The organism is Sphingomonas bacterium (genome assembly GCF_028292945.1).
In the GTDB taxonomy this organism is placed as follows: domain Bacteria; phylum Pseudomonadota; class Alphaproteobacteria; order Sphingomonadales; family Sphingomonadaceae; genus Sphingomonas.
This window is the reverse complement of the sequence record NZ_JAQGLJ010000022.1, coordinates 64735-87840: the sequence shown is the minus strand read 5'-3', so window position 1 is coordinate 87840 and position 23106 is coordinate 64735. Positions and strand designations below refer to the sequence as shown.

At 69.3% G+C, this 23106-nt stretch carries 17 protein-coding genes; 9 read left to right on the top strand and 8 right to left on the bottom strand.

Features of this window, described 5'->3' with window-relative positions; all coding sequences use genetic code 11:
- Nucleotides 1-1415, bottom strand: a 1415-nt coding sequence (locus JWN21_RS03055; RefSeq protein WP_299646094.1) for a FecR domain-containing protein, incomplete at its 3' end; no start/stop codon positions are given.
- A gap of 142 nt (nucleotides 1416-1557) precedes the next feature.
- On the opposite strand from JWN21_RS03055, the gene JWN21_RS03050 reads away from it, so the two are divergent.
- The 3 genes from JWN21_RS03050 to JWN21_RS03040 all read left to right on the top strand — a co-directional run bounded on the left by JWN21_RS03050 (nucleotide 1558) and on the right by JWN21_RS03040 (nucleotide 6885).
- Entirely contained in the window at nucleotides 1558-3210 is a 1653-nt protein-coding gene (locus tag JWN21_RS03050) for a ShlB/FhaC/HecB family hemolysin secretion/activation protein (protein WP_299646092.1), read from the top strand.
- Nucleotides 3210-3521, top strand: coding sequence for a PilZ domain-containing protein (locus JWN21_RS03045; RefSeq protein ID WP_299646090.1), 312 nt, complete (start codon nucleotides 3210-3212; stop codon nucleotides 3519-3521). Before JWN21_RS03050 ends, JWN21_RS03045 begins: the two co-directional genes overlap by 1 nt.
- Nucleotides 3522-3612: 91 nt before the next feature.
- The gene (locus JWN21_RS03040) at nucleotides 3613-6885 is read left to right on the top strand and encodes a PAS domain S-box protein (protein ID WP_299646088.1); all 3273 of its coding nucleotides are present in this window, start codon (nucleotides 3613-3615) and stop codon (nucleotides 6883-6885) included.
- A gap of 7 nt (nucleotides 6886-6892) precedes the next feature.
- On the opposite strand, the gene JWN21_RS03035 is transcribed toward JWN21_RS03040, so the two are convergent.
- Nucleotides 6893-8221 carry an AarF/ABC1/UbiB kinase family protein gene (locus tag JWN21_RS03035; protein WP_299646086.1) on the bottom strand — a complete coding sequence of 443 codons (1329 nt, stop codon included), beginning with the start codon at nucleotides 8219-8221 and terminating at the stop codon, nucleotides 6893-6895.
- A gap of 72 nt (nucleotides 8222-8293) precedes the next feature.
- Here JWN21_RS03035 and JWN21_RS03030 point away from each other — a divergent pair, with 72 nt between their 5' ends.
- Nucleotides 8294-8614: a hypothetical protein gene (locus JWN21_RS03030; protein WP_299646085.1), complete on the top strand. Its 321-nt coding sequence runs from the start codon at nucleotides 8294-8296 to the stop codon at nucleotides 8612-8614.
- 39 nt (nucleotides 8615-8653) lie between these two features.
- Here the strand turns inward: JWN21_RS03030 and JWN21_RS03025 are convergent, their stop codons facing one another.
- A complete protein-coding gene (locus JWN21_RS03025) occupies nucleotides 8654-10744 on the bottom strand; it encodes a transglycosylase domain-containing protein (RefSeq protein WP_299646084.1) in 2091 nt (696 codons plus the stop codon).
- Nucleotides 10745-10948: 204 nt separating this feature from the next.
- On the opposite strand from JWN21_RS03025, the gene JWN21_RS03020 reads away from it, so the two are divergent.
- Complete coding sequence (locus tag JWN21_RS03020; protein WP_299646083.1) at nucleotides 10949-11515, top strand: NADPH-dependent FMN reductase; 567 nt, start codon at nucleotides 10949-10951, stop codon at nucleotides 11513-11515.
- On the opposite strand, the gene JWN21_RS03015 is transcribed toward JWN21_RS03020, so the two are convergent.
- Nucleotides 11512-12684, bottom strand: coding sequence for a crosslink repair DNA glycosylase YcaQ family protein (locus tag JWN21_RS03015; RefSeq protein WP_299646082.1), 1173 nt, complete (start codon nucleotides 12682-12684; stop codon nucleotides 11512-11514). The two genes, JWN21_RS03020 and JWN21_RS03015, sit on opposite strands and share 4 nt — an antisense overlap.
- 46 nt (nucleotides 12685-12730) lie before the next feature.
- Between JWN21_RS03015 and JWN21_RS03010 the strand changes: the two genes are divergently transcribed.
- Nucleotides 12731-13732 (top strand): low specificity L-threonine aldolase, encoded by a 1002-nt coding sequence (locus JWN21_RS03010; RefSeq protein WP_299646080.1) that lies wholly within the window; start codon nucleotides 12731-12733, stop codon nucleotides 13730-13732.
- On the top strand, nucleotides 13729-14646 hold the full coding sequence (locus JWN21_RS03005) for a DMT family transporter (protein ID WP_299646078.1): 918 nt from the start codon (nucleotides 13729-13731) through the stop codon (nucleotides 14644-14646). The genes JWN21_RS03010 and JWN21_RS03005 overlap by 4 nt, the downstream gene beginning before the upstream one ends.
- On the opposite strand, the gene JWN21_RS03000 is transcribed toward JWN21_RS03005, so the two are convergent.
- From JWN21_RS03000 to JWN21_RS02990, 3 genes are all read right to left on the bottom strand, one after another.
- Nucleotides 14556-15380, bottom strand: coding sequence for an NAD(P)-dependent oxidoreductase (locus tag JWN21_RS03000; RefSeq protein WP_299646076.1), 825 nt, complete (start codon nucleotides 15378-15380; stop codon nucleotides 14556-14558). The genes JWN21_RS03005 and JWN21_RS03000 overlap by 91 nt on opposite strands.
- Before the next feature lie 143 nt (nucleotides 15381-15523).
- The gene (locus JWN21_RS02995; protein WP_299646074.1) at nucleotides 15524-17134 is read right to left on the bottom strand and encodes a M20/M25/M40 family metallo-hydrolase; all 1611 of its coding nucleotides are present in this window, start codon (nucleotides 17132-17134) and stop codon (nucleotides 15524-15526) included.
- Entirely contained in the window at nucleotides 17131-18861 is a 1731-nt protein-coding gene (locus tag JWN21_RS02990) for a M28 family peptidase (protein WP_299646072.1), read from the bottom strand. Before JWN21_RS02990 ends, JWN21_RS02995 begins: the two co-directional genes overlap by 4 nt.
- A gap of 104 nt (nucleotides 18862-18965) precedes the next feature.
- Between JWN21_RS02990 and pepN the strand changes: the two genes are divergently transcribed.
- On the top strand, nucleotides 18966-21563 hold the full coding sequence (pepN, locus tag JWN21_RS02985) for an aminopeptidase N (RefSeq protein WP_299646098.1): 2598 nt from the start codon (nucleotides 18966-18968) through the stop codon (nucleotides 21561-21563).
- Entirely contained in the window at nucleotides 21560-22234 is a 675-nt protein-coding gene (locus JWN21_RS02980) for an HAD family hydrolase (RefSeq protein ID WP_299646070.1), read from the top strand. Before pepN ends, JWN21_RS02980 begins: the two co-directional genes overlap by 4 nt.
- 173 nt (nucleotides 22235-22407) lie before the next feature.
- Here JWN21_RS02980 and JWN21_RS02975 read toward each other — a convergent pair whose 3' ends face one another.
- The gene (locus JWN21_RS02975) at nucleotides 22408-23076 is read right to left on the bottom strand and encodes a DUF72 domain-containing protein (protein ID WP_299646068.1); all 669 of its coding nucleotides are present in this window, start codon (nucleotides 23074-23076) and stop codon (nucleotides 22408-22410) included.
- Nucleotides 23077-23106 lie beyond the last annotated feature (30 nt).

Sequence of the window (23106 nt, the reverse complement as noted above, 5' to 3'; positions counted from 1 at the left end):
GCATCCTTGGCATCCTTGGCATCCTTGGCATCCTTGGCATCCTTGGCATCCTTGGCATCCTTGGCATCCTTGGCGTCCTTGGCGTCCTTGGCGTCCTTGGCGTCCTTCGCGTCCTTCGCGTCCTTCGCGTCCTTGGCGTCCTTGGCGTCCTGCGCGTCCTTGGCGTCCTTCAGATCCTTCGCATCCTTCGCATCCTTCGCATCCTTCGCATCCTTGGCATCCTTGGCATCCTTGGCATCCTTGGCATCCTTGGCATCCTTGGCACCCTTGGCACCCTTGGCACCCTTGGCACCCTTGGCACCCTCGGCGTCCTCGGCGTCCTCGGCGTCCCGCGCGTCCTCGGCGTCCCGCGCGTCCTTGGCGTCCCGCGCGTCCTTGGCCTTGGTCGACGGATCGTTCGCACCCTCGTTTCCGCTCACTCCCTTGCCGCTGCCGGGGTCCTTGCTCTCGGCAATAGCGACTGGCTCGAGCGAGGGCGCGGCGGCCGGGGTATCGGGTATTGGAACTGCTGCTGCAGGCGTGATCGCGGGTACAGGCGTCTCAGCAACGACCACCGCGGCGGGGATAGCTACCGGCGGCGGCGTGATCGTGCCGCTTGTCACCTCGCTGCCACCCCAGATCGCCGCAGTGGCGGAGCCGAGCAGCGCCACCGTCGGCAAGGGCGCCGCCATGCCGCTGACCAACCCACCGGTAACGCTGGCCAAGTCGACCGAGCGGTCCTCGATTTTCCAGTCGATCACTCCGTCGCTCGCGTCGACTATCGCGACGGTGTCGAAACCGACCGTATCGGCAGGCGCCTGAGGGGCCACCGCCGGCTCAACGGCCGCCGCCGTGCCGCGCGCGGGCGAATCGATGTCGCGCTTCTGCTCGCCATGCACCGTCAGGCGGTAGCGGTCGTCGGCGGCCACCATCGCCACCGCGCCCGGGCGGATCAGGTCGCGTGCTCCGCCGTCATTGGTCGCGACCTCGACCGCGCCCTCGACCACCTGCAGCGATGCACCCTGCGCGCCGACGGTGATCGAAAAGGTCGTGCCCTTGACCACGGCGGCCAGATACGGCGTCTGCACCGCGAAGTGCGGTTTCGCCTGCTTGTTGATCCGGAAGACGGTGTTGCCCCACTCGCTGATCATCTGCAGCAGGCCGGTTGCCTGTGCCGCGTCCGGTACGCGCAGACGACTGTTCGCGGACACCGTGACGAAGTCGCCGCCGCGCACCATCACAGCGCGCGAACCGGGCCCGGTCGCCAACGTGGCGCCAGCCGGCACCGCGACGCCGCGTCCGACGCTGCGCTCGCCACCGGCGTCGCGGACGACCACGCGGCCGCTCGCCTCCGTGATCGTCCAGCCGGTCTGCGCCCAGGCGCTTGTCCCGCAGAGCAAGGCTGCCACGCCGCCTAGAATCTTGAAACCCTTCACGGTACAATCCCCTTCTTGGTACCGTGCGTCATAGGCACCCCGCCTTTCGAGAGGCTTGGGGGACAAGGTTAATGACCGGGAAACTCACCATTTCGTAACAGCTTGGAGGCTATGGCGGTGTCCACGACCAAGTGGGGGCATGATGCGCGCGAACAGGACGATCGGCAGCTGGTTGGCGGCGGGGACATCGCTGCTGTCCGTTGCGGCCCCTGCCCAGCAGGTGCTCGACCGCGTCGACCCCACCGCCAACGCGCGTGATCGCCCCACCGAGGTCCCACGCGCCGTCGCGCCGCTCGTCGCCCTCGAGGTCGAGGCAAACACGCCGCCCCCTGCCGCCGAAGGGGGCGTCATGATCGGCGCGGTGACCTTCACCGGTCTTGCTCGGCTGTCCGCCGCCGATTTCGCCGCGACGATCGCGCCCTGGCTGGGCACCGTCGCGACCCCGAGCGACCTGACCAGGCTGACCGGCGCGATCGCGGCGCGCGCCCGCGCCGGCGGCTATGTCTTCGCCACCGCCTCGATCGCGCCGCAACGGCTCGCCAGCGGCCTGCTGACGATCACCGTCGACGAGGGACGCATCGATGCAATCCGGATCGACGGCGTCGACCAGCCCGCAGTCCGGGCGGCGTTACAGCCGTTGATCACGGGCGGGCCGGTGACGCTGGCCGAAGTGGAACGGCGCATCCTCGTGGCCGGCGACATCGACGGCGTTCGCGTCTCGGGTGGGCGCTTCGTACGCGAGCGCGGCCAAGGCGTGCTGGTCGTCACGGTGGCGCGCACCGGATTGTCGGGCCGCTTCGCCGTGCGAAACGACGGCACCGCGCCGATTGGACCGATCCAAGCGACCCTGGCGGTGTCCGCTACCGGCGTGCTGACGACTGACGACATCTTCTCGCTGACGCTGGTGGGCACACCGCTGGAATCCGAAGAGCTGCATTATGGCCGTCTGCGCTACGCCCGGCGCATCAATCGCAATGGCACGGAGGTGGCGGTGAGCGGCTCGCTCGGCGCGACACGGCCCGGCGGTTACCTCGCTCCTTTTCGCATCACCGGCGAAAGCTGGTTCGCGGGCCTGAGCCTGCTCCACCCGCTCCACCGCCGCCGCGCGTCCAGCCTCTGGCTGGACGTCGCACTCGAGGTTCGCGATTTGGATCAGGATGGCGCCGGCAGACCTGCCCGTCGCGATCGGCTGACAGTCGCCCGTTTGGGCCTGCACGGCTTCAAGCGCGCAATCGGCGGCCGCCTGCGCGGCGGGATCAGCGTCGCGCGCGGTCTCGATGTCTTCGATGCGACTGGCGCCGGTGATGCGCTCGCGTCACGCCGTGATGCCGACGGCACCTTCACGACGTTCAGCGGCTGGGCGGACTGGACCCGCGACGTTGCCCGTCGCCTCTCCCTGCGGGTCGCGATCGAGGGACAGTTCGCCGCCGATCCCCTGCTCGTGTCCGAAGAAATCGGACTGGGGGGTGGGTCCTTCCTGCGCGCCTATGACTGGAGCGAACGATCGGGCGATCAGGGCGCGATGGGATCTCTCGAGCTTCGATACGACATCAGCAAGCCGACCACCGTCTTCCGCGACGCGCAGCTCTATACCTTCGTCGATGGCGGACGCGTCTCCAATCTGCGCGGCGGCTTCGGTGGCGGCGCGCTCGCGTCGGCGGGCGGGGGGATGCGCGCCGACGTCGTCAAGGGCCTGAGCGCCAGCTTCGAGGTAGCGGCGCCGCTGACCGGCGCGCGCTACGACACCGGCAACAGCGACCCGCGCATCCGCGTCGGCGTGGTCAAGAGCTTCTGATGGGCACCAACCCCCCCGGTGAGCCGACGGTCCGTCCGCCGACGCCACGCGCGGCGGTGCGTCGCAAGCTGTTCCACCCCGCCTGGCTGGACACCGCCGACGGCCGTCACCGCGCGCATGTGCTGAACATGTCCGCGATCGGGGCCTGCGTCCACGCCCGATGCGTGCATCGCGTGTGGAGCGGTGTGACGTTGCAGCTCGACGAGTTGACGTTGAAAGGCCGGGTCACCTGGGCCGACGGCGAGCGCTGCGGCATTAAATTCGTCTACCCGTTGGCTGCCAAGGAGCTGGACCAGATCACCGGCTACTGATCGACGCGCAGAAACTTGCCTGGGGATTGTTGATCGCAGCGACCCCATCGCGCAAAGCTGCGTCGATGGAGGCGGCGATCGGGTGGGCAATATGGGTGTGACCGCTTCGTCATGGCCAGCGTCGCTGACCGGCGGCGGCGAGACGGGCGCGCTGATCGCCGCCTTCGACTGGAGCGGCACTCCGCTCGGCGCGATCGACCAGTGGCCGCACAGCCTGCGCACGATGCTGGGCTTCCTGCTCCGCTCGCCGGTGCCCATGGTGATGCTGTGGGGCAAGACCGGCGTCATGCTGTACAACGACGCCTATTCGGTGTTCGCGGGCGGACGGCATCCGGCTTTGCTAGGCTCCAATGTGCGCGAAGGGTGGCCCGAGGTGGCCGAGTTCAACGACCATGTCATGGCGGTCGTGCTGACCGGCGAGACGTTGGCCTACAAGGACCAGGAACTGACGCTGTTTCGGCATGGCGGGCCGGAACAGGTGTTCATGAACCTGGATTACTCCCCGGTGCTCGATGAGTCCGGCCAGCCCGCGGGCGTTCTGGCGATCGTGATCGAGACGACGGCGCGCGTTACGGCGGAACGCGCGTTGCGCGCCGAGCGCGATCGGAACCGCGACGTGCTGGACAACATGGCCGACGCCTTCGCGCTGCTCGACCATGAGTTTCGGCTCGTCGACATGAATGCCGCCGCCTGGCGGCTGGAGAGCCGCCCGCCCGAGGAGGTGCTCGGCAAGACGCACTGGGAGGCGCATCCCGACGCTGCCCCTGAACTGGGCGACCTGTACCGGCGGGCGATGACGGAGCGCGTCCCCGCCGCTCTTGAGCATCACTACACCTGGCTGGATGGACGCGAGAGCTGGATCGACATGCGCACCTTCCCGGTCGCCGACGGGTTGGCGGTCTTCTACCGCGACATATCGGAGCGCAAGCGTGCAGAGGCCGCGGTCGTCGAAAGCGAGGCGCGGTTCCGGAAAATGGCCGACCAGGCACCGGTGATGATGTGGGTCACCGATCCAAGCGGCGTCTGCACCTATCTCAACCGGCGCTGGTATGAGTTCACCGGGCAGACGGTCGGCGCAGGAGAAGGCTATGGGTGGCTCGATTCCGTTCACCCCGACGACCGGCGGATCGCGGAACAGGCGTTCGTCTCGGCGAACGCGGCGCAACGGGACTACCGGGTCGAGTTCCGGATTCGCCGCGCGGATGGTGCCTATCGCTGGGCGATCGATGCCGCCGCCGCGCGCTTCGACGATGATGGTGCCTATCTGGGCTATGTCGGGTCGGTCATCGACATCGACGAACGTCGCGAGGTGGAGGCAGCCCTGCACGCCTCCACGGCCCGTGCGGAGGCACTTGCGGTCGAGCAGGCGGCTATCCTAGGCCAGCTTGCCGAGGGGGTGATCGTCACCGATCGCGCCGGCAGGATCACCTTCGTCAACGACGCCGCGACGCGCCTGCATGGTGTCGCGCGGCTGGACGTAGAGCCGGACGCCTATAGCGACACTTATCACCTCCTGACGCTGGACGGGGAGCTCTACCCCTCGCACGCGCTGCCGCTGTCGCGTGCCGTGCTGAACGGCGAGACGGTGGAAGATGCCCGCTGGCGCATCCGGCGACCCGACGGGTCGGAAGTCATCGCCGTCGGGAGCGCGCGTCCGGTACGCGACGCCACCGGTGCGGCGATCGGCGCCGTGTTGACATTGCGTGACGAGACCGAACGCGCGGAGGCGGAGCAACGGCTGCGCGAGAACGAGGCACGGCTGCGCGCGCTTACCGACAATCTCCCGTCGGGCATGGTCTATCAGATCTCAACCGGTCGCGACGGTGACGAGCGCAAATTTCTTTACGTCTCGCAAAGCCACGAAAAGCTGACCGGCGTTCCGGCGGAGGCGGTTCTCGCCGATCCGACCATTCCCTACGAACTGGTCGTGTCGGAGGATCGCCCGCTGCTGGTCGCCGCCGAAGCAGAGTCCTTGGCCGATCGCCAGCCGTTCGACGTGCAGGTCCGGTTCCGCCACACCAGCGGCGCGGTGCGCTGGTCGCGCATCATCTCGGCCCCACGCGAGCAGGCGGACGGTTCGCTGATCTGGGACGGCATCCAGGTCGACATCACCGACCAGAAACAGGCCGAGACGATGCTGGTCGAGATGAACGACGAGCTGGAGCGCCGCGTGGCCGAACGCACGCACGAGCTGGAGGAGGCCCAGGAGGCGCTGCGTCAGGCGCAGAAGATGGAGGCGGTGGGCCAGCTGACCGGCGGCATCGCGCACGACTTCAACAATCTGCTGACCGGGGTGATCGGCTCCCTGGACATGATGCAGCGCCGCATCGCCAAGGGCGAGACGGACAGTATCGAACGCTACGCCACCACCGCGATGACGGCCGCCAACCGTGCGGCGGCGCTAACCCACCGCCTGCTCGCCTTTTCGCGTCGCCAGCCGCTCGATCCCAAACCGGTCAACGCCAACCGGCTGGTGACCGGGATGGAGGAACTGCTGCGCCGCACGATCGGCGAGAGCGTGCAGCTGGAGATCGTGACCGCGGGCGGGCTGTGGCAGACGCTGTGCGATCCCCACCAGCTGGAAAGCGCCATCCTCAACCTCGCGATCAACGCGCGCGATGCGATGCCCGATGGCGGCAAGCTGACGATGGAGACGTGCAACGCGCATCTCGACAACGCCTACGCCGCCAAGCAGCGCGACGTGACTCCGGGTCAGTATATCTGCATCTGCGTCACCGACACGGGCACCGGCATGACCAAGGACACGATCGCCAAGGCGTTCGAGCCCTTCTTCACCACCAAGCCGATCGGCCAGGGAACGGGGCTGGGCCTGTCGATGATCTATGGCTTCGCGCGTCAGTCGGAAGGCTATGCCAGGATCTATTCGGAGGTCGGCGAGGGCACCACGTTCAAGCTCTATCTTCCGCGCTATTATGGCGAGGCCGAGGACGCGGAGGAGGCCGCCGGCGAACTGACGCAGGCCCACCGCGCGGAATCGGGCGAGGTCGTGCTGGTGGTCGAGGACGAAACCGCCGTCCGCGACCTGGTCGTCGATGTGCTGGGGGAGCTTGGCTATCATGCGGTCGAGGCGGTGGACGGACCGGCGGGGTTGAAGCTGCTGCAATCACGCATGCGGATCGACCTGCTCGTCACCGACATAGGTCTGCCGGGCCTGAACGGCCGTCAGCTCGCCGATGCCGCGCGGGCGCACCGGCCCGACCTGAAGGTGCTGTTCATGACCGGCTATGCCGAGAACGCGACCATCGCCAACGGCTTCCTGGATCCGGGCATGGAGATGATCACCAAACCATTCGCGATCGAGGCGCTGGTCACCCGCATCCGCGACATGATCGAGCGGGATTAGCGCGGCTTCAGTTCGTGCGTTCCGCCAATGCTGCGGCAACGAGTCCCAGCACGTCGACGCGCGCCTTGAGGCGCGCCGCCAGCAGTGCGGTGCCGCTGACCTTGCGCTGGACGAACAGCGTCTCGACTGGCGGCAGGTGCCAGGTGGCGCGGTCGGCGAGCAGCGCCTTTGCTTCTTCGCGAATCACCGGCACGAACGCGCGGTCGCCGAAGTCGAACGGTCCGGGCCGGTCGAGCGCCTCTTGAACCGCGCCGATGATCCGGTCGATGGCGGGGCGGTAGCGGGTTGCGCCGACCTCGCCCAGAAAGCCGGCGGCGACGGCGGTGTCACGGATCGCGTCGCGATCGCCTGACAGTCCGGCGGTCGCGAGCGCGCGATAGGCGTCGGCCGTGGCGGCGGGAACGGCGCGGGTGGCACCGAAGTCGAGCAGCACAAGTTTGCCCGTATTCGGCTGCCAGCGGTAGTTCGCGAAGTTAGGGTCGGTCTGCATCACGCCGAACCCGAACAGCTCGCGCAGGACCAGCTCGATCAGCGCCGTCATGCCCCCGTCGCGCGCCTCGGGAGCGGCGTCGGCGAGCGCCTCGATCGGCTGTCCCTCGACGAAGCTCATTGCCAGGACCTGCGACGTCGTCAGCGCCGGCTCCAGCATCGGCACGACATAGCGCGGGTCGCCCGCCAGCCGCTCGGCATAGCGCGTCATCGCCTCACCCTCGCGGATGTAATCCGCCTCTTCTGCCAGCTGGCGCTTGGCTTCGGTCAGCAGCGGCGCGAGGTCGAGGCTGGCGGGCAGCAGCGTCGACACGCGCAGCAGGGTCGCAACATTATCGACATCGGCGTCGATGCTCTGCGCCACACCGGGATACTGGACCTTGATCGCGAGCCGCCGCCCGTCGGGCAGCGTCGCGCGATGGACCTGCCCGATCGACGCCGCCGCGATCGGCGACGCCTCGAAATGGCGGAAGCGCCGCCGCCAGTCCTTACCCCACTCACGCACCAGCACGCCGTTCAGCTGCTGCGGCGGCATGCGATAGGCCTGATTGCGCAGGCGGGCCAGGATCGCGGACAGCTCGGGCGGCAGCACATCGCCCGCATCCATCGAGATCATCTGCCCCAGCTTCATCGCCGCACCGCGCATGTGTGCCAGCCGATCGGCGACGCGCGTCGCGTTGGCGGGGGTCAGCAGCAGGTCGTTGAGTCGCGGCCGCTCGCCCGCCGCCAACCGCCGCGCGCCCTCCGCCACCATGCCGCCGGCCACGCCGCCCGCAAGCCGGCCAAAGCCGCCGAGCCGCGCCAGGCGGCCACTGGGCACCGCCTGATATTTGTCGTCGTCCTTCATTCCGCCTCAAGCGGCGGCACCGGCCGTGGGTTCCTTGACGGCACCGCCAGCGGCGCGCGGCGTTGATCCACGATGCCGGACGCGCCCTTGTTCACCCCCGACGGCCGCTATCTGATCGTGCGCGGCCGCCTGTGGCGACGTGCCGACCCGGCGCTGCCCGGGGCCGAACGCCAGGCGCTGGTGGACGCGCTGATGACCGCGCGCCGTGCCGTTGGCGTGGCGCTCAGGTCCGCCGATCCGGACGCGCTAGCGACGGCCCGTGCGCAGGTTGACGCGGCAAAGATCGCCTTGGGTGAACGCGGAACGGTGTGGTGGACCGATGGCACCCCCGACGAGAACCGAAAGCTGGCTCGAAACTCCAGCTACGCGGAATGGTGGGCGGCGGTATCGTAACCCGCGAATGAGAAGAAAGCTTGCTCACCCGCGGAGCGCCTACTCCAGCTCCTCCTCCGCGCGCCGCTCATCACGCGGCGGCGGTCCCTCCGGCGGCGGGCCGCGATCCTCGCTGGGACCAATCGAAATCGAGCCGTCGCGGTCGAGCTTGAGGTTGAGGCCCAGCCCTTCGATCTCACCGCCGACGTCGGGGATCAGCGGCTCGCTTTCGTTCTCGCCCTGCGCCGCCGCCTCTTCCGCCGCAGCGGCCGCGCGGGCACCGGCGCGGGTCTGCACCCTCAGCGCCTGGCCCATGAAGTCGCGCCAGATGCGCGCGGGCACGCCGCCGCCGTGGAGGCCCGGATTGGGCGTGTTGTCGTCGTTGCCGACCCACACACCCACCACCAGGTCGCGCGCCCAGCCCACGAACAGCGCGTCGCGACCGTCCTGCGTCGTTCCGGTCTTGCCCCAGGCAGGCACCGACAGCGCCGCCTCCATCCCCGTGCCGCGATTGAGCGACGAGTCCAGCAGCGCCTTCATGTCCGCTTCGACGTCTGGGTCCATCCGCGACTGTCGACCGGTGAAGCTCTCCAGCCAGCCCGGTTCGCGTCCTTCGGCAACGCCGTGCGTGCGCACCGGATAGCGACCGTCGGCGACCGCGGCATAGGCGGCGGTCAGCTCCAGCAGCGACACGGTCGAGGTGCCGAGCGAGATCGTCGCCTCATTGGCGATGGGAGTGGAGATGCCGAGATCGCGCGCCGCCTTGATCACCGCCTTGACGCCGACCTGCTGCGTCAGCCGCGCCGCGCAGACGTTGCACGAGCGCGCGAACGCACGTTGCAGGCTGATCTCGCCCAGATAGCGACCGTCGTCGTTCTTGGGCTTCCACCCCGCGAAGTCGATCGGCGCGTCCTCGACGGTGGAGCTCGGCCTCATCCCGCTGCGCAAGGCGGCTAGGTACACGAACAGCTTGAACGCGGAGCCCGGCTGACGGCGCGCCTGCGTCGCACGGTTGAAGCTGGACTTCTTATAGTCCTTGCCGCCGACCATCGCGACCACGCGGCCATCGGGGCGCATCGCCACCATCGCGACCTGCGCGTCGCGCAGGCCGGCGCGCCGCACCGCCGCCTCCGCCGCCTTTTGCATCCGGATGTCGAGCGTGGTCTGGACCGTCGCCTCGCTCTTGACCTCACCCGCCGCGTCGCGCGCTTCGGGCAGCACCCAATCGGCGAAATAGGTGCCGCTGGGCAGGCCGACTGGACGGGTCGCGAGCACCCGCTGTGGCTGCACCACGCGCGCCTGCGCCGGAGTCAGGAAATCCGCGTCAACCATCGCCGCGACGACCAGCGCCTGCCGCTTGCGCGCGCCCGAGAGGTTGCCGGTGGGGGCAAGCCGCGACGGCGCCTTGACCAGCCCCGCCAGCATTGCCGCCTGACCGATGTTGAGCCGCTCGGGCGTGCGGCCGAAATAATGCTTCGCCGCCGCGCGCATGCCGTAGACGTTATCGCCGAAATAGACGTTCGACAGATAGCGCGACAGGATCTCGTTCTTCGACAGCCAGGCTTCCAGCCAGAACGCGATCATCACCTCGCGCAGCTTGCGCGCGGCGGTGCGATCGGAGTCGAGGAACGCGTTCTTCGCCAGCTGCTGCGTGATGGTCGACCCGCCCTGCCGCACCCCGCCCGCGCCGACGTTGCTCCACGCTGCGCGCGCGATGCCTTTGAGGCTGATGCCCCAGTGCGACTGGAAGCTGCGATCCTCGATCGCCAGGAACGCCTGCGTGACATGGTCCGGCAGCTTGCTGGCATCGACCGGCGCGCCGATGATCGCGCCGCGCCGCGCGATCGGGGTGCCGTCGGCGGCGGTCAGCGTGACCGAAGGCGGCGTCGGCGGCAGCAGCGAGCGCGACAAGGGCGCGGTCACCGCCAGCCAGATGATCGCGATGACCAGCAGCACGATGCCGGCGCCCAGCGCGCGCATCACCCAGCGCAGCCATGGTCGCGCAGCCCGCTTTGGCTTCAGCGCGGGATAAAGCGGTTCGGCCGGCTCGTCGGGCTGTCCGCCCTCGGCCCGATACGGCCAGTCGCTGCCGATCGCGCGATCATAGGCGTACCGCAGGCGTGCCGTGGGGGGCAGTGCGTCGGGTGGCATGGAATCGCTCCGGCGGTCGGTCAATCGTGTGTTACCGTTATAATACAGCCAGCGCAAGCAGGCCATCTTAGGCCTGCTGTCCGCACGTGACTAGCCACGGCTAGTCACGAGACGGCGCTGGCCGGCCGGCGGGTCCATCGGCGAGCCCGTCCGACGTCACGGAATTTACTTCCGTGACGCCCCGCGCCCTGTAAGGGCCAGCCTGTGAGTACTCCTCTAGTAGTCGGCATCGGCGGCACGATCGGTGGCCCCTCTTCCACCGAACGCGCGCTGCGCATCGCGCTGGACGCGGCCGAGCGCGAAGGGTTCGCGACCCGCATGTTCGGCGGCGCCGACATGGCCCGGTTGCCGCTGTACGACCCCCGCGCGACGAGCCGTACGGCCGACGAGCAGGCCTTCGTAACCGCGATCCGCGAAGCATCGGCGGTGATCATCGCCAGCCCCGGCTATCACGGGTCGATCTCCGGGGTGGTCAAGAACGCGCTCGACCTGCTGGAGGAGACGGCGGGAGACGCTCGGCCATACCTGGCCGACATGCCGGTCGGGTTGATCGCGACCGCTTATGGCTGGCAGGCGACCGGCTCGACGATCGCCGCGCTGCGCTCGATCGTCCACGCGCTGCGCGGCTGGCCGACACCCTTTGCGGCCGCGATCAACAGCCAGGAGACCAAGTTCGACAACGAGGGCGGGGCAAGCGACCCCTCGGTGGTGGAGCAGCTCTGCCGTGTGGGGCAGCAGGTGGTCAGGTTTGCAGGACTGACGGGGGGCTAAACTCCTTCCGCAAGCGGCAGGGGCCTGTTCAGCCCCAACCACATCGCGATCGCATCCAACTCCGCCGCCAGCTCGCGCATCGTCTCGCCCGGTGCGCCGTGCTCCACCGTCACCTGCTGCACCAGCAGGTGACCCGCCTGGCGATCCGCCTTCAGGTCCGCGCGCGCGACCAGCCGGTCGCCGAGCAGGAAGGGCAGGACGTAGTAGCCGTGCACGCGCCGGTCCGCGGGCGTGTAGATCTCCAGCCGATAGCGGAAGCCGAACAGCCGCTCGGTGCGGGTGCGCTCCCAGACCAGCGGATCGAACGGGGCGAGCAGCGCGCGCGCCTCGAGGCGACGCGGGCGGCGCGCGTCGCGGTGGAGGAACGCGCGATCGCTCCAGCCTGGCACCGTCGTCGGCAGCAGCACGCCATCGGCGACCAGCGCCGCGACCGCCGCCGCGCTCTGCGCGGGCTTGAGGCGGAAATAGTCGCGCAGCTCGGGCTCGGTGGCGATGCCGAGCGCGCGCGCCGACCGCTCGACCAGCGCCTTGTGCGCGTCGGCCGGCGAAAGCGTCGGCAGCGCCAGCACGGCGGCGGGGATGATGCGCTCGGTCAGGTCGTACACGCGCTCGAAGCTGCCGCGCCGCGTCGCGGTGGTGACGTGTCCTGCCCAGAACAGCCACTCCAGCTGCCGCTTCGCCTCGCTCCACGTCCACCAGCCGCCGGGAGTTGTGCGTTGTTCGACATCGGATGCGGCGAGCGGACCATCTTCACGGATGCGCTTCAGCAATGCCATTGCCTCTGGCCGGCGCTCGCCGGCGTACGCGCGCAGGCTGGCCCAACCGATCGATCCCTGATCCGCCTCCGCCATCCGCCAGCGCAACAGCGGGTGCAACTCCAGCGGCAGCAGCGACGCCTCGTGCGCCCAATATTCGAAGAGCCGCCGCTCGCGCCGGTGTCCCCACGCCGCGCGATCCAGCAGCGCGATGTCGTACGCACCAAGGCGCGAGAAGGCCGGCAGGTAATGCGCTCGCGCGAGTACGTTGACGCTGTCGATCTGGTGCAGCTGCGTCCTGCCGATCGTCCGTCGCAGATCGGCTGCGGTTACAACCTTCGGCCGTCCCTGCGCGAAGCCTTGCGCGGCCACCGCCACGCGCCGCGCCTGCGCCAGGGTCAATCGCTCGGTCATGGACAAATCGTTGACCCCAAGCCGCCTGCCCGTAAAGCCCGCGCCCATGCGCTTCTTCTCCGACAATGCCGCCGCGGTTCATCCGCGCGTGCTCGCCGCCATGGCGGACGCAAACACGCTCGATACCGCGTATGACGGGGATCGCTGGTCAAAGGCGCTCGACGGGCGCCTGGGCGAGCTGTTCGGCACCGAAGTGCGTGTGCTGTGGGTGCCGACGGGCACGGCGGCGAACTGCCTCGCGCTGGGTGCGCTTTGCCCCCCCTGGGGTGCCACGATCTGCCACCGCGACGCGCATATCCAGAACGACGAGGCGGGCGCGCCGGCATTCTACACGCACGGGAGCCAGCTGATGCTCGCCGAGGGGCCGGGTGCGAAGCTGACGCCGGACGCGATTGCCGCGGTCGCCGATGCGGTGGTCAACGATGTGCATCGCGTCCAGCCGCACGCCGTGTCGATCACCAACGCCACCGAATACGGCCTCGCTTACCGCGCGGACGAGGTCGCAGCGATCGGGGAGCTGTGCCGGGCGCGGGGCTGGGGCCTGCATATGGATGGGGCGCGCTTTGCCAACGCGGTCGCGTTCACCGGGGGGAACTTGGCCGACCTGACCTGGCGCGCGGGCGTCGACGCGCTCTCGTTCGGCTTCGTCAAGAATGGCGGCATGAGCGCGGAGGCGCTGGTGTTCTTCAAGCCCGAGCTGGCGGAGCAGACGCTGCGCCGCCGCAAGCGCGCCGGGCTGCTGCTGTCGAAGGGTCGTTATCTCGCCGCGCAGATCCTGGCGATGCTGGAGGGCGATCTGTGGCTGGACTGCGGCCGCGCCGCCAACGCGCGTGCCGCGACGCTCGCGGTGGGAGCGGGAGAGCGGCTGGTGCATCGCGTCGAGGCGAACGAGGTGTTCCTGCGCGCCACACCGGACGAAGCGGCCGCGCTGCGGGCGCAGGGCTTCGACTTCTACGACTGGGCGCCCGGCGAGGTGCGGCTGGTGACGGCATGGGACAGCGAGGCAGCCGACGTGGCGAAGCTCGCAGAGGCGATCAGCGCGCTGTGAGCGAGGTCGCTCGCCCGCAATCCACCAGAGCCGCCATCCTGATCCCCTTCGCTGTGGTCACGCTGATCTGGGGATCCACCTGGATCATCATCCGCGATCAGCTCGGTGTCGTGCCGCCGGCCTGGTCGGTCACCTACCGCTTCATCCTCGCCGCCGCCGCGATGGCGCTGGTCGCGATCCTGCGCCGCGAGAGCTTCCGGCTGGACGCGCGTGGCTGGGCGTTCGCGGCGGCGATCGGGCTGTTTCAGTTCTGCGGCAACTTCAACCTCGTCTACCGGGCGGAGGGCTTCATCACGTCCGGGCTGGTCGCGGTGCTGTTCGCGACGCTGCTGATCCCCAATGCGCTGCTCGCGCGCATCTTCCTGGGGCAGCGGCTGGGCCGGCAACTGCTGGTCGGATCGGCCATCGCGCTGGCCGGCATCGGGCTGTTGCTGCTGCACGAGGCGCGCGCCGGCCCGCGCGGGGCATCGTCTGCGCTGCTGGGGATTGGACTGACCGCGGCGGGGATCCTGTCGGCGTCGATCGCCAACGTGCTGCAGGCGACGCAGACCGCCAAGCGATATCCGATGTTCGCGACGCTGACGGTGGCGATGGCGCTGGGCGCGCTCATCGACGGCGCGCTCGCCTGGGCGCTGCACGGCCCGCCGGTCGTCGAAACGCGCGCGGGCTATTGGCTGGGCGTCGGGTACCTGGCGCTGTTCGCGTCGGCGCTGGCGTTTCCGCTCTATTACCGGGTCCTGCGCGTGATCGGACCGGCCAAGGCGGCCTATTCGTCGGTCATCGTGCCGGTGATCGCGATGGCCCTGTCGACGCTGTTCGAGGGCTATCGCTGGTCGCTGCTCGCCGCGGGGGGAGCGGGGCTGGCGGCGGTGGGGCTGCTGGTGGCGCTGACCGCGCGCAGGCCGGCACGGTAGTCGGGGTAGCAAGGGCTCCAGCCTAGTTCCCGCCGCGCCTTGGCGCTGGACACGCGCCGGTTCTCCGCGTGAAAGCCGCGCGCCATCGGCGACAGCTGGCCGAGCGGGACGACCGGCGGCGGCTCCTTGCCGAGCAGCCGGGCGGCGAACTCGATCACCGCATCGTGCGGGGCCGGCAGGCCGTCGGCGAGATTGTACGCGCCCGCCGGCGCATCGAAGCCCGCCACCACGCCCGCAGCCAGATCGTCGACATGGATGCGGCTGAACACGCCGCTGCCGCCGACCCGATGCGCCTCGCCGGACCGCACGCGGTCGAGCGCCGAACGGCCCGGTCCGTAGATGCCTGGCAGGCGGAACACGCGCGCGCCCAGCGCCAGCCAGGCACGGTCCGCCGCGGCGCGTGCTGGCCGGCGTCCGCCGATTGCGGCGCTCTCGTCCACCCAGGCGCCGCCCGTGTCGCCATAGACGCCGGTAGAGGACAGATAGCCGAGCCACTTGCCGCGGAGCGCGTCGCCGTAGGTGGCGAGCACCGGGTCGGTGTCACCGTCGGGCGGAACGGAGGACAGGACATGGGTCGCCGCCGCAAGCGCGGGCAGCACCGCATCGCGGTCGCCAAAACGCAGCGTACCGTCCCGCCCGTCGCGCGTCGTGGCGGTGACGATCGCGCCGCGCGCTGCCGCCAACATGGCGATGCGTCGAGCGGAGTAGCCGAGGCCGAAGATCAGGAGGCGCACTCAATCCTCCCCGGGACGGGGAGGGGAACCGCTCGCGCAGCGAGCGCTGGAGGGGGTGGGCCAAGGGGAGCACTGCCCGCCGAGAGCCCCCTCCGTCACGCGCTTCGGGCGCGCCACCTCCCCGTAAACGGGGAGGATTGGGGTCATCGCGCCATCGGTCCCTTGAATGCCGTCCCGAAGTAATCACCCTTCACCCAGCGTGGCCGATCCGCGCCGTTCGCCAGTGCGCGGGCGATCTGGTAGTTGACCCGTACGAAGCCGCGCGCGGCGGTCCAGTCGATCGGCAGGCCGATTTCGTCGGACGGCTGATGATAGTGGCTCTTGAGGAACCGTTCCCACGCCGTGCGGCCTGCCCCGCCATAGCCGGTGACGAGGAACACCGACGGCACGCCCTGGCGCACCCAGCTGTAGTGATCCGAGCGCGTGAAGATCGCCTCCGCCGGCGAGGGATCGGGCGCGAGACTGTAGCCCTCCGCACGCGCCGCCGCCGCCGCCACGGGGCCGATGGTGGAGCGATCGGCGCCGTAGGCCGTCAGGTCGGTGAACTTGTAGGTCAGCAGCGGCATGTCGAGGTTGACGTTGGCCACCACCGTGCGCGCGGAGGCGAGCGGGTTGCTGGCGAGATAGTCGGACCCGACCAGCCCCTTCTCCTCCGCCGTCACCGCGGCGAACAGCAGCGATCGCTTGGGCCGCTCGCCCGATTTCTGGAACGCGCGCGCGACCTCGATCATCGCCGCGATGCCGATGGCGTTATCCATCGCGCCATTGTTGATGCCGTCACCCTCCACCGGCCGCGTGACGCCGATATGGTCGAGATGGCCCGACAGCACGATGTGCTCGGCATCCAGCCTGGCGTCGCTGCCCGGCAGCCGGCCCACGACATTGGCGCTACGCAGCCGCTCGGTAGTGAAGCGTTGCGTGGTGGACAGCGTCGCGGCGAGCGGCCCGGTCGGCACCGCACGGCCGGCGGTGTCGGCGGCCAGCACGTCCGCCCAGCGCAGCCGTGACCCGGCGAACAGCTTGGCCGCGCCTGCATAGCCGATCACGCCCAGCCCCGGCGCACCCTCACCCCGAGGCTTGCCGTCGGCACCCAGCCAAGTGACCGCGCGCGCGTCCCAATCCTGCGCCTGACGTGCGAAGGGTAGGCGTGCATGGATCTGCGAGGATTCGATCAGCACCACGCCCCTGGCACCGCGTGCCGCCGCGACCTTGGCGCGATCGACGCGGTTGCCGAGATGCGCGTCGACTTCGCTGTTGCCGCCGCGCGGCCCCGATTGCAGCACCGCGACGATCTTGCCGCGCACGTCGAGACCACGATAATCGTCGCGACCGGAAGCAGGGTCGACCACGCCATAGCCGGCGAACACTACCGGCCCCGATACGTCCAGCTGCTCGATGCCGGTGGTCCGGCGCAAGGTGAAGTCGGTGTTGAGGACCAGCGGCGTGGTTCGGCCGGCGACGGTCAGCGACATCGTCGGCTGGCCGGCGGGCCGCGAGACGAGGAGCGGCACCTGCTGGAACCAGCTGCCATTCGGGCCGGCGGGCACAAGCCCCGCCTTCATCATCTCGGCGGCGACATATTCGGCGGCGACGTCGTAATCCGCCGTGCCCGCCTCGCGCCCGCGCAGCGCGTCCGACGCGAGGAAGGCGACATGCGCCTTCAGGGCCGCTTCCTCGGGCGCGAGCGGGTCGGCGGCGAGGCCTGGAGTGGCGGCCAGCAAGGCCGCCGCTGCGAGCTTAAAAGTCGATCTCATTTAGCCATCGGTCCCTTGAACAACATCCCGAAATAATCGCCCTTGTTCCACACCGGCCGCGCCGGCCCGTCGGCGATCTCGCGGGCGATGCGGTAATTGACGTCGACGAAGCGCACGCCCTGATCCCACAGGATCGGCTGTTTGGCGAGTTCGTCGCACGGGCGATGGTAGCAGGTCTTGAGGAAGTTCCGGAACGCGCCGCCGTCGCCCTTCTGCCCGGGCCAGAGGAAGACCGACGGCACTCCCTTTTCGACAAAGCGGAAATGGTCGGAGCGGACGAAGAACGCTTCTTCCGGGTTCGCGTCGGGGGTCAGGTCGACCCCCGCCGACTGCGCCGCGCGGCGGACGATCGGGCCCAGCGTCGACCGCTCCGCCCCGAACACGGTCATGTCCTGGAAACGGTAGAGCAGCACCGGCATGTCGAGGTTCACGTTCGCGACGATGTTGCCGATCGGCACGGTGGGATGGTTCGCAAAGTAATCCGCGCCCACCAGCCCCTTTTCCTCAGCGGTCACCGCCAGGAACATGACGGTGCGCCTGGGTGGCGTGCCGGATGCCGCGAAACGCTTCGCCTCCTCGATCAGGCTGGCGATCCCGATCGCATTGTCGAGCGCGCCGTTGTTGATCCGGTCGCCCTCTCCTGTCGTCCGCACGCCGATATGGTCGAGATGCGCCGACAGGACGACCACTTCCTTGCCGACCTTCGGATCGCTGCCGGGGATCACGCCGACGACATTGCTGCTCGCGACCTTCTCGAAGCTCGTGTTCACCTCGACCGACAGGACGCCGGCGGGCCGGATCGCGGTGTAGCGCGCCTTCTCCCCCGCCGCCGCGGCCGCCGTGATGCGCGAATAGTCCGCGCCGAACAGCTTCGCCGCGCCCAGCGCCGTCAGTGAGCCAAGCATCGGCGCGCCCGCCGCATCGACACGGCCGGTGCCGTCGGGATTGGCCCAGGTCATCCGCGCCGGCCCGCGAGGCAGGACGGGCGCGGGGGCGGGTACGACGGGCTGAACAGCGGCCAGGGGTGCCGCCGTCGCGCCCGGCGCCGCAGCGGGCGCGGCGGCAGGACGTGGAGGCGCGGCGCGCGCGGCGACGGTGATCAGCCCGACGGCGCCCCTTGCCTGTGCCGTGCGCGCCTTTGTGCCGGCCCTCGCGAAGAAGGCGGATTCCTCGCCCCCGAACCCCGCCGGCGCGCCGTTCACCACGGCGACGATCTTGCCGCGCACATCGACGCCCTTGTAGTCGTCATGGCCATATTGCGGTGCGGTGACGCCGTGGCCGACGAAGACGACGGGCGCGCTGACGCGGGTCTCCGCCCGGGCGGCATTGGCCGTGGCGATGAAGTCGGCGCCCGGCGCCAACGGCTGCGCGCGCCCGTTCCTCGGCTTCCACGCGAACTTCCCCGGCCCCTCGACCCGATAGCTTACCATCGGCACGCGCTGCAGATAGCCGGTGCCCGCGGCGTCGGCGTCGCCAGCCGGCCTCAGCCCGGCGGCGTAGAACTGCGCGGCCACATACTGTGCCGCGATGTCGTATTCGGCGCTGCCGGCCTCACGCCCACGCATCGCATCGGAAGCGAGGAACAGCACATGCGCCTTCATCGCGGCCTGGTCGGCAGGCAGCGGCGCGGCCATGCGCGCATCGACCCTGGCGGCCGGCTCCGGGCGCTGGGCGACCGCCGCCCCGGTCAGCAGCGCGAGACCCAGCGCGGCGGAAATGCGAAACATCCTCGATCCTTATCGTGTGTGTCGGGGCGGTAGCATGGCGGCGGCGTGGCGCAATCCTCCCCGGATGGGGAGGATTTTTGCCCTTTCGTGCGTATATCCGCTCCATGGACATGCAGCAGAGCCTCAGCGCCCCACACGTCACCCGGCGTGTGGATTACCGCCCTCCCGCCTGGCTGGTGCCGGACGTGGTGCTCGACTTTCGGCTCGATCCGGTCGCGACGCGGGTCAGGGCGACGCTGCACGTCACCCGTTCTACGCCCGACGAACCGCTGCGCCTCGACGGCGACGGGCTGACGCCGCTGTCGGTCAGCGTCGACGGCGTCGCGATCAACGACTGGCGCATGGAGAACGAGCAGCTCGTCATCGCGCTGTCGGGCGATACGCACACGATCGAAACCGAGGTCGAGATCGCGCCCGCCGCCAACACGCAGCTGATGGGGCTGTACGCATCGGGCGGCAATCTGTGCACGCAGTGCGAGGCGGAGGGCTTTCGCCGCATTACCTTCTTCCCCGATCGCCCGGACGTGCTCAGCCGCTATCGCGTACGCCTGAGCGCGGACAAGGCGCGCTATCCGGTGCTGCTCGCCAATGGCGATCCGATCGCGGCCGGAGATGAGGCGGACGGCACGCACTGGGCCGAGTGGCACGACCCGTTCCTGAAGCCGTGCTACCTGTTCGCGCTGGTCGCAGGCGATCTCGCCTGCAATCGCGACAGCTTCGTCACCGCTTCGGGCCGCACGGTGCAGCTCGGTATCTGGGTGCGCGAGGCCGACCTGCCGCGCACCGCGCATGCCATGCACGCGCTCAAGCTGTCGATGGCGTGGGACGAAAAGGCGTACGGGCGCGAGTACGATCTCGACGTGTTCAACATCGTCGCGGTCGACGATTTCAATTTCGGGGCGATGGAGAACAAGGGGCTGAACATCTTCAACAGCCGCTACATCCTGGCCGACCCTGATACCGCGACCGACTATGATTACGACGGGATCGCCACGGTGGTCGCGCACGAATATTTTCACAACTGGTCGGGCAACCGCGTCACCTGCCGCGACTGGTTCCAGCTGTCGCTGAAGGAGGGGTTCACCGTCTATCGCGACCAGGGCTTTTCCGCCGATCAGGGCAGTGCTGCGGTCAAGCGCATCGAGGACGTGCGCGGGCTTCGCGCCGCGCAGTTCCCGGAGGACGCGGGCCCGCTCGCGCACCCGGTCCGGCCCGACGAATATCAGGAGATCTCCAACTTCTACACCGCCACCATCTACAACAAGGGCGCGGAGCTGATCCGCATGATGGCGACGATCCTGGGGCCGCAGCGCTTCCGGATGGCGACCGATCTGTATTTCGATCGCTATGACGGCACCGCCGCGACGTGCGAGGATTTCGTGCGCTGCATGGAATTCGGCGGTGGGGTCGACCTGACGCAGTTCCGGCTGTGGTATTCGCAGGCCGGTACGCCGCGCGTCGTCGCCGAGCTGACGCACGACGCCCTGTCGCAAGAGGGGGGTCGCACGACGCTGCGGCTGGCGCAGCACCTGCCCGCCACGCCGGGTCAGCCCCACAAGCAGCCGATGGTGTTGCCGCTGAAGCTGCGCCTGTTCGGCGCGGACACCGGCCGGCCGCTCGGGGCCGAGCAGCTGGTCATGCTGGATCGGGCAAGCGAGACGCTGGTCTTCGACGACATGGGCGAGCGGCCGGTGCTGTCGATAAACCGCGGCTTTTCGGCTCCGGTGGTGATCGAAAGCGACCGCTCGGCCGCGGATCTGGCGTTCCTGTCCGCGCACGACGATGATCCGTTCGCGCGCTACGAGGCGATGCAGCAGCTGATGCTCGACACGCTCGTCGCGGCGACGGTGGAGGGTCGCGCGGACAGCGACGCCGTCGTGAAGGCGGTGGCGGCGACGCTGGCGGACCCCGATCTCGATCCGGCATTCGTCGCGGAGGCGGTGCTGCTGCCCGCCGAGAGCTTCGTCGGCGATCAGCTCGCCATCGTCGATCCCGACGCGATCTTCCGAGCGCGCGAAGGGCTGCGGCGCGAGCTCGGCCGTCGCCTCGACGGGCAATGGCGCGAGAAGTACAGCGGTGCGCGCGAACCTTACACCTATTCGCCCGCCGCCAAGGGTCTGCGCCGGCTGCGCAACGTGGCGCTCGGCTACATCGCCGCGTCCGGGGCGGGTGACGCGGCGAAGCTCGCGTTCACGCAGTTCGAGGTGGCGGACAACATGACCGATCGGCAGGCCGCGCTGACCACGCTGGCGAACGGTGACAGCAACGAGCGTGTGGCGGCGCTCGACATCTTCTACAACCGCTATGCCGACAACGCGCTGGTGCTCGACAAATGGTTCCAGACGCAGGCGCTGTCGTCGCGCGATGACACCGGCGTCACGGTGACGGAGCTGTTGCAGCACCGTGACTTCACGCTCGCCAATCCCAATCGCGCGCGCGCGCTGGTCGGCGCATTCGGGGTCAACCAGCGCGCGTTCAACGCCGCCGACGGTTCCGGCTACCGCCTGCTCGCCGACCAGCTGATCGCGCTCGACAAGCTCAACCCGCAGACCGCCGCCAAGCTGTTGCCGCCGCTCGCCCGCTGGAAGCGGTACGATGCGGGCCGGGCCGCGCTGATGCGCGCCGAGCTGGAGCGAATCACCGCGACTCCCGGCCTGTCGCGCGACCTGTTCGAACAAGCCAGCAAGAGTATCGACCCATGACCTGTCGTGCGGTCTTCTTCGACCTCGACGGGACGCTGGTCGACACCAACCGCCTGCATGTGGACGCCTGGGTGCAGGCGTTCGCCGACGCCGGCCATGACATCGATCCCGAGCGCATCGCTGCGCAGATCGGCAAGGGCGCCGACAACCTCGTCCCCACCCTCTTGCCTGGCGCCAACGAGGACACAGCCGAGGCGCTGGGCGACGCGCACGGCCGCATCTTCAAGGACCGTTTTCTGGAGACCGCCGCCGCCTTTCCGCAGGCGCGGGAGCTGGTCGAACGCGTCCACGCCAGCGGTCGCCTCGTCGCGCTCGCCTCGTCGGCGGGTAAGGACGAACTCGACCACTACCAGCAGCTGCTCGGCATCGCCGGGCTGGTCGACGTGGTTACCACCATCGACGATGTCGAACATTCCAAGCCCGCCCCCGACATCTTCGCCGTCGCACTGAAGAAGGCGAACGGCATCGCGGCCGACGCGGTGGTGGTGGTCGGCGACTCGCCGTTCGACATGGAGGCTGCAAAGCGGTGCGGGATGACGCCGGTCGCGGTGCGCTCGGGCGGGTTCAGCGACGACGTGCTGCGCGAGGCGGGCGCGGCGGTGATCTATGACGATGTGGCGGACCTGCTCGCGCAGTTTGATGAGTCGCTGCTGGCGGCCGGCGAAGACTGAAGGTCGCCACCGGCCGTCGGATCCAAACGTGTTTACTTGCCCTTTTGGCAGCAGGGGCAGTCTTTACCGCAACAATCGTCCATCGTCGCCTCCACTTTGCTGAGGCCTTACTCATAGCAGAATTCCATGTACGGCCAAGGGTGACCGTGGCGGGGCGGTGGCGGCTTCGAACTCTACGGGGCGAGCAGATCGACCAACGCCAGCGCATTCGGCGTGGCCGCGCCAAGCGTAGTGTTGTCGTAGAAGGTCCAGCTCTCCCCTTCGGCCCGCGCCACCCCCGCATGCCCCGCCAACGCCGCATCGTCGTAGCTCGACCGGTACATCGCCGGCGAGCCGTGCCAGCGGGCGTAGGTGAGGCCGCGCCAGCCGCCCGGCAGTGCTGCTTCGGGAACCCGCGCCGGGTCGGCCGCGACGCGCGCGACGCGGTGGCCGGCAAGCAGCGCGTCGGCCTCGGCCGTGAACCAGCTCGCGTGACGCGGCTCGCAGGCATGCGCGGCCGGCAGCACCGCCGCCAGCCGGTCGAAGAAGCTAGCCGCTACCTCCGCATCAAGGGCAAGGCTCGGCGGCAATTGCACCAGGATCGGTCCGAGCCGGTCGCCGAGGCCGCCGACTTCGTCTGCGAACTTCACCAGCAACGCGTCGCAGTCGATCAGCCGCGCCCCGTGCGTGATCGTCTTGGGCAGCTTGGCCGCAAACCTGAACCCCGGCGGCACGCTCGCGGCCCAGCGTTCGTAGGTCGCGCGGCGGTGCGGGCGGTGGAAACTGGAGTTGATCTCGACCGCGCCAAACCGTGCGGCATAGCGTTGCAGCGCCGTTCCCTCGGCCGGGAACGCGTCGCGCACTGCCGCCGGGATCGCCCAGCCCGCGGTGCC

Bases quoted from the DNA above. Each gene is read 5' to 3' on its own strand.
- JWN21_RS03050 (WP_299646092.1), top strand. From the start codon at position 1,558: ATGCGCGCGAACAGGACGATCGGCAGCTGGTTGGCGGCGGGGACATCG.
- JWN21_RS03045 (WP_299646090.1), top strand. From the start codon at position 3,210: ATGGGCACCAACCCCCCCGGTGAGCCGACGGTCCGTCCGCCGACGCCA.
- JWN21_RS03040 (WP_299646088.1), top strand. From the start codon at position 3,613: ATGGGTGTGACCGCTTCGTCATGGCCAGCGTCGCTGACCGGCGGCGGC.
- JWN21_RS03035 (WP_299646086.1), bottom strand. From the start codon at position 8,221: ATGAAGGACGACGACAAATATCAGGCGGTGCCCAGTGGCCGCCTGGCG.
- JWN21_RS03030 (WP_299646085.1), top strand. From the start codon at position 8,294: ATGCCGGACGCGCCCTTGTTCACCCCCGACGGCCGCTATCTGATCGTG.
- JWN21_RS03025 (WP_299646084.1), bottom strand. From the start codon at position 10,744: ATGCCACCCGACGCACTGCCCCCCACGGCACGCCTGCGGTACGCCTAT.
- JWN21_RS03015 (WP_299646082.1), bottom strand. From the start codon at position 12,684: ATGACCGAGCGATTGACCCTGGCGCAGGCGCGGCGCGTGGCGGTGGCC.
- JWN21_RS03010 (WP_299646080.1), top strand. From the start codon at position 12,731: ATGCGCTTCTTCTCCGACAATGCCGCCGCGGTTCATCCGCGCGTGCTC.
- JWN21_RS02995 (WP_299646074.1), bottom strand. From the start codon at position 17,134: ATGAGATCGACTTTTAAGCTCGCAGCGGCGGCCTTGCTGGCCGCCACT.
- JWN21_RS02990 (WP_299646072.1), bottom strand. From the start codon at position 18,861: ATGTTTCGCATTTCCGCCGCGCTGGGTCTCGCGCTGCTGACCGGGGCG.
- pepN (WP_299646098.1), top strand. From the start codon at position 18,966: ATGGACATGCAGCAGAGCCTCAGCGCCCCACACGTCACCCGGCGTGTG.
- JWN21_RS02980 (WP_299646070.1), top strand. From the start codon at position 21,560: ATGACCTGTCGTGCGGTCTTCTTCGACCTCGACGGGACGCTGGTCGAC.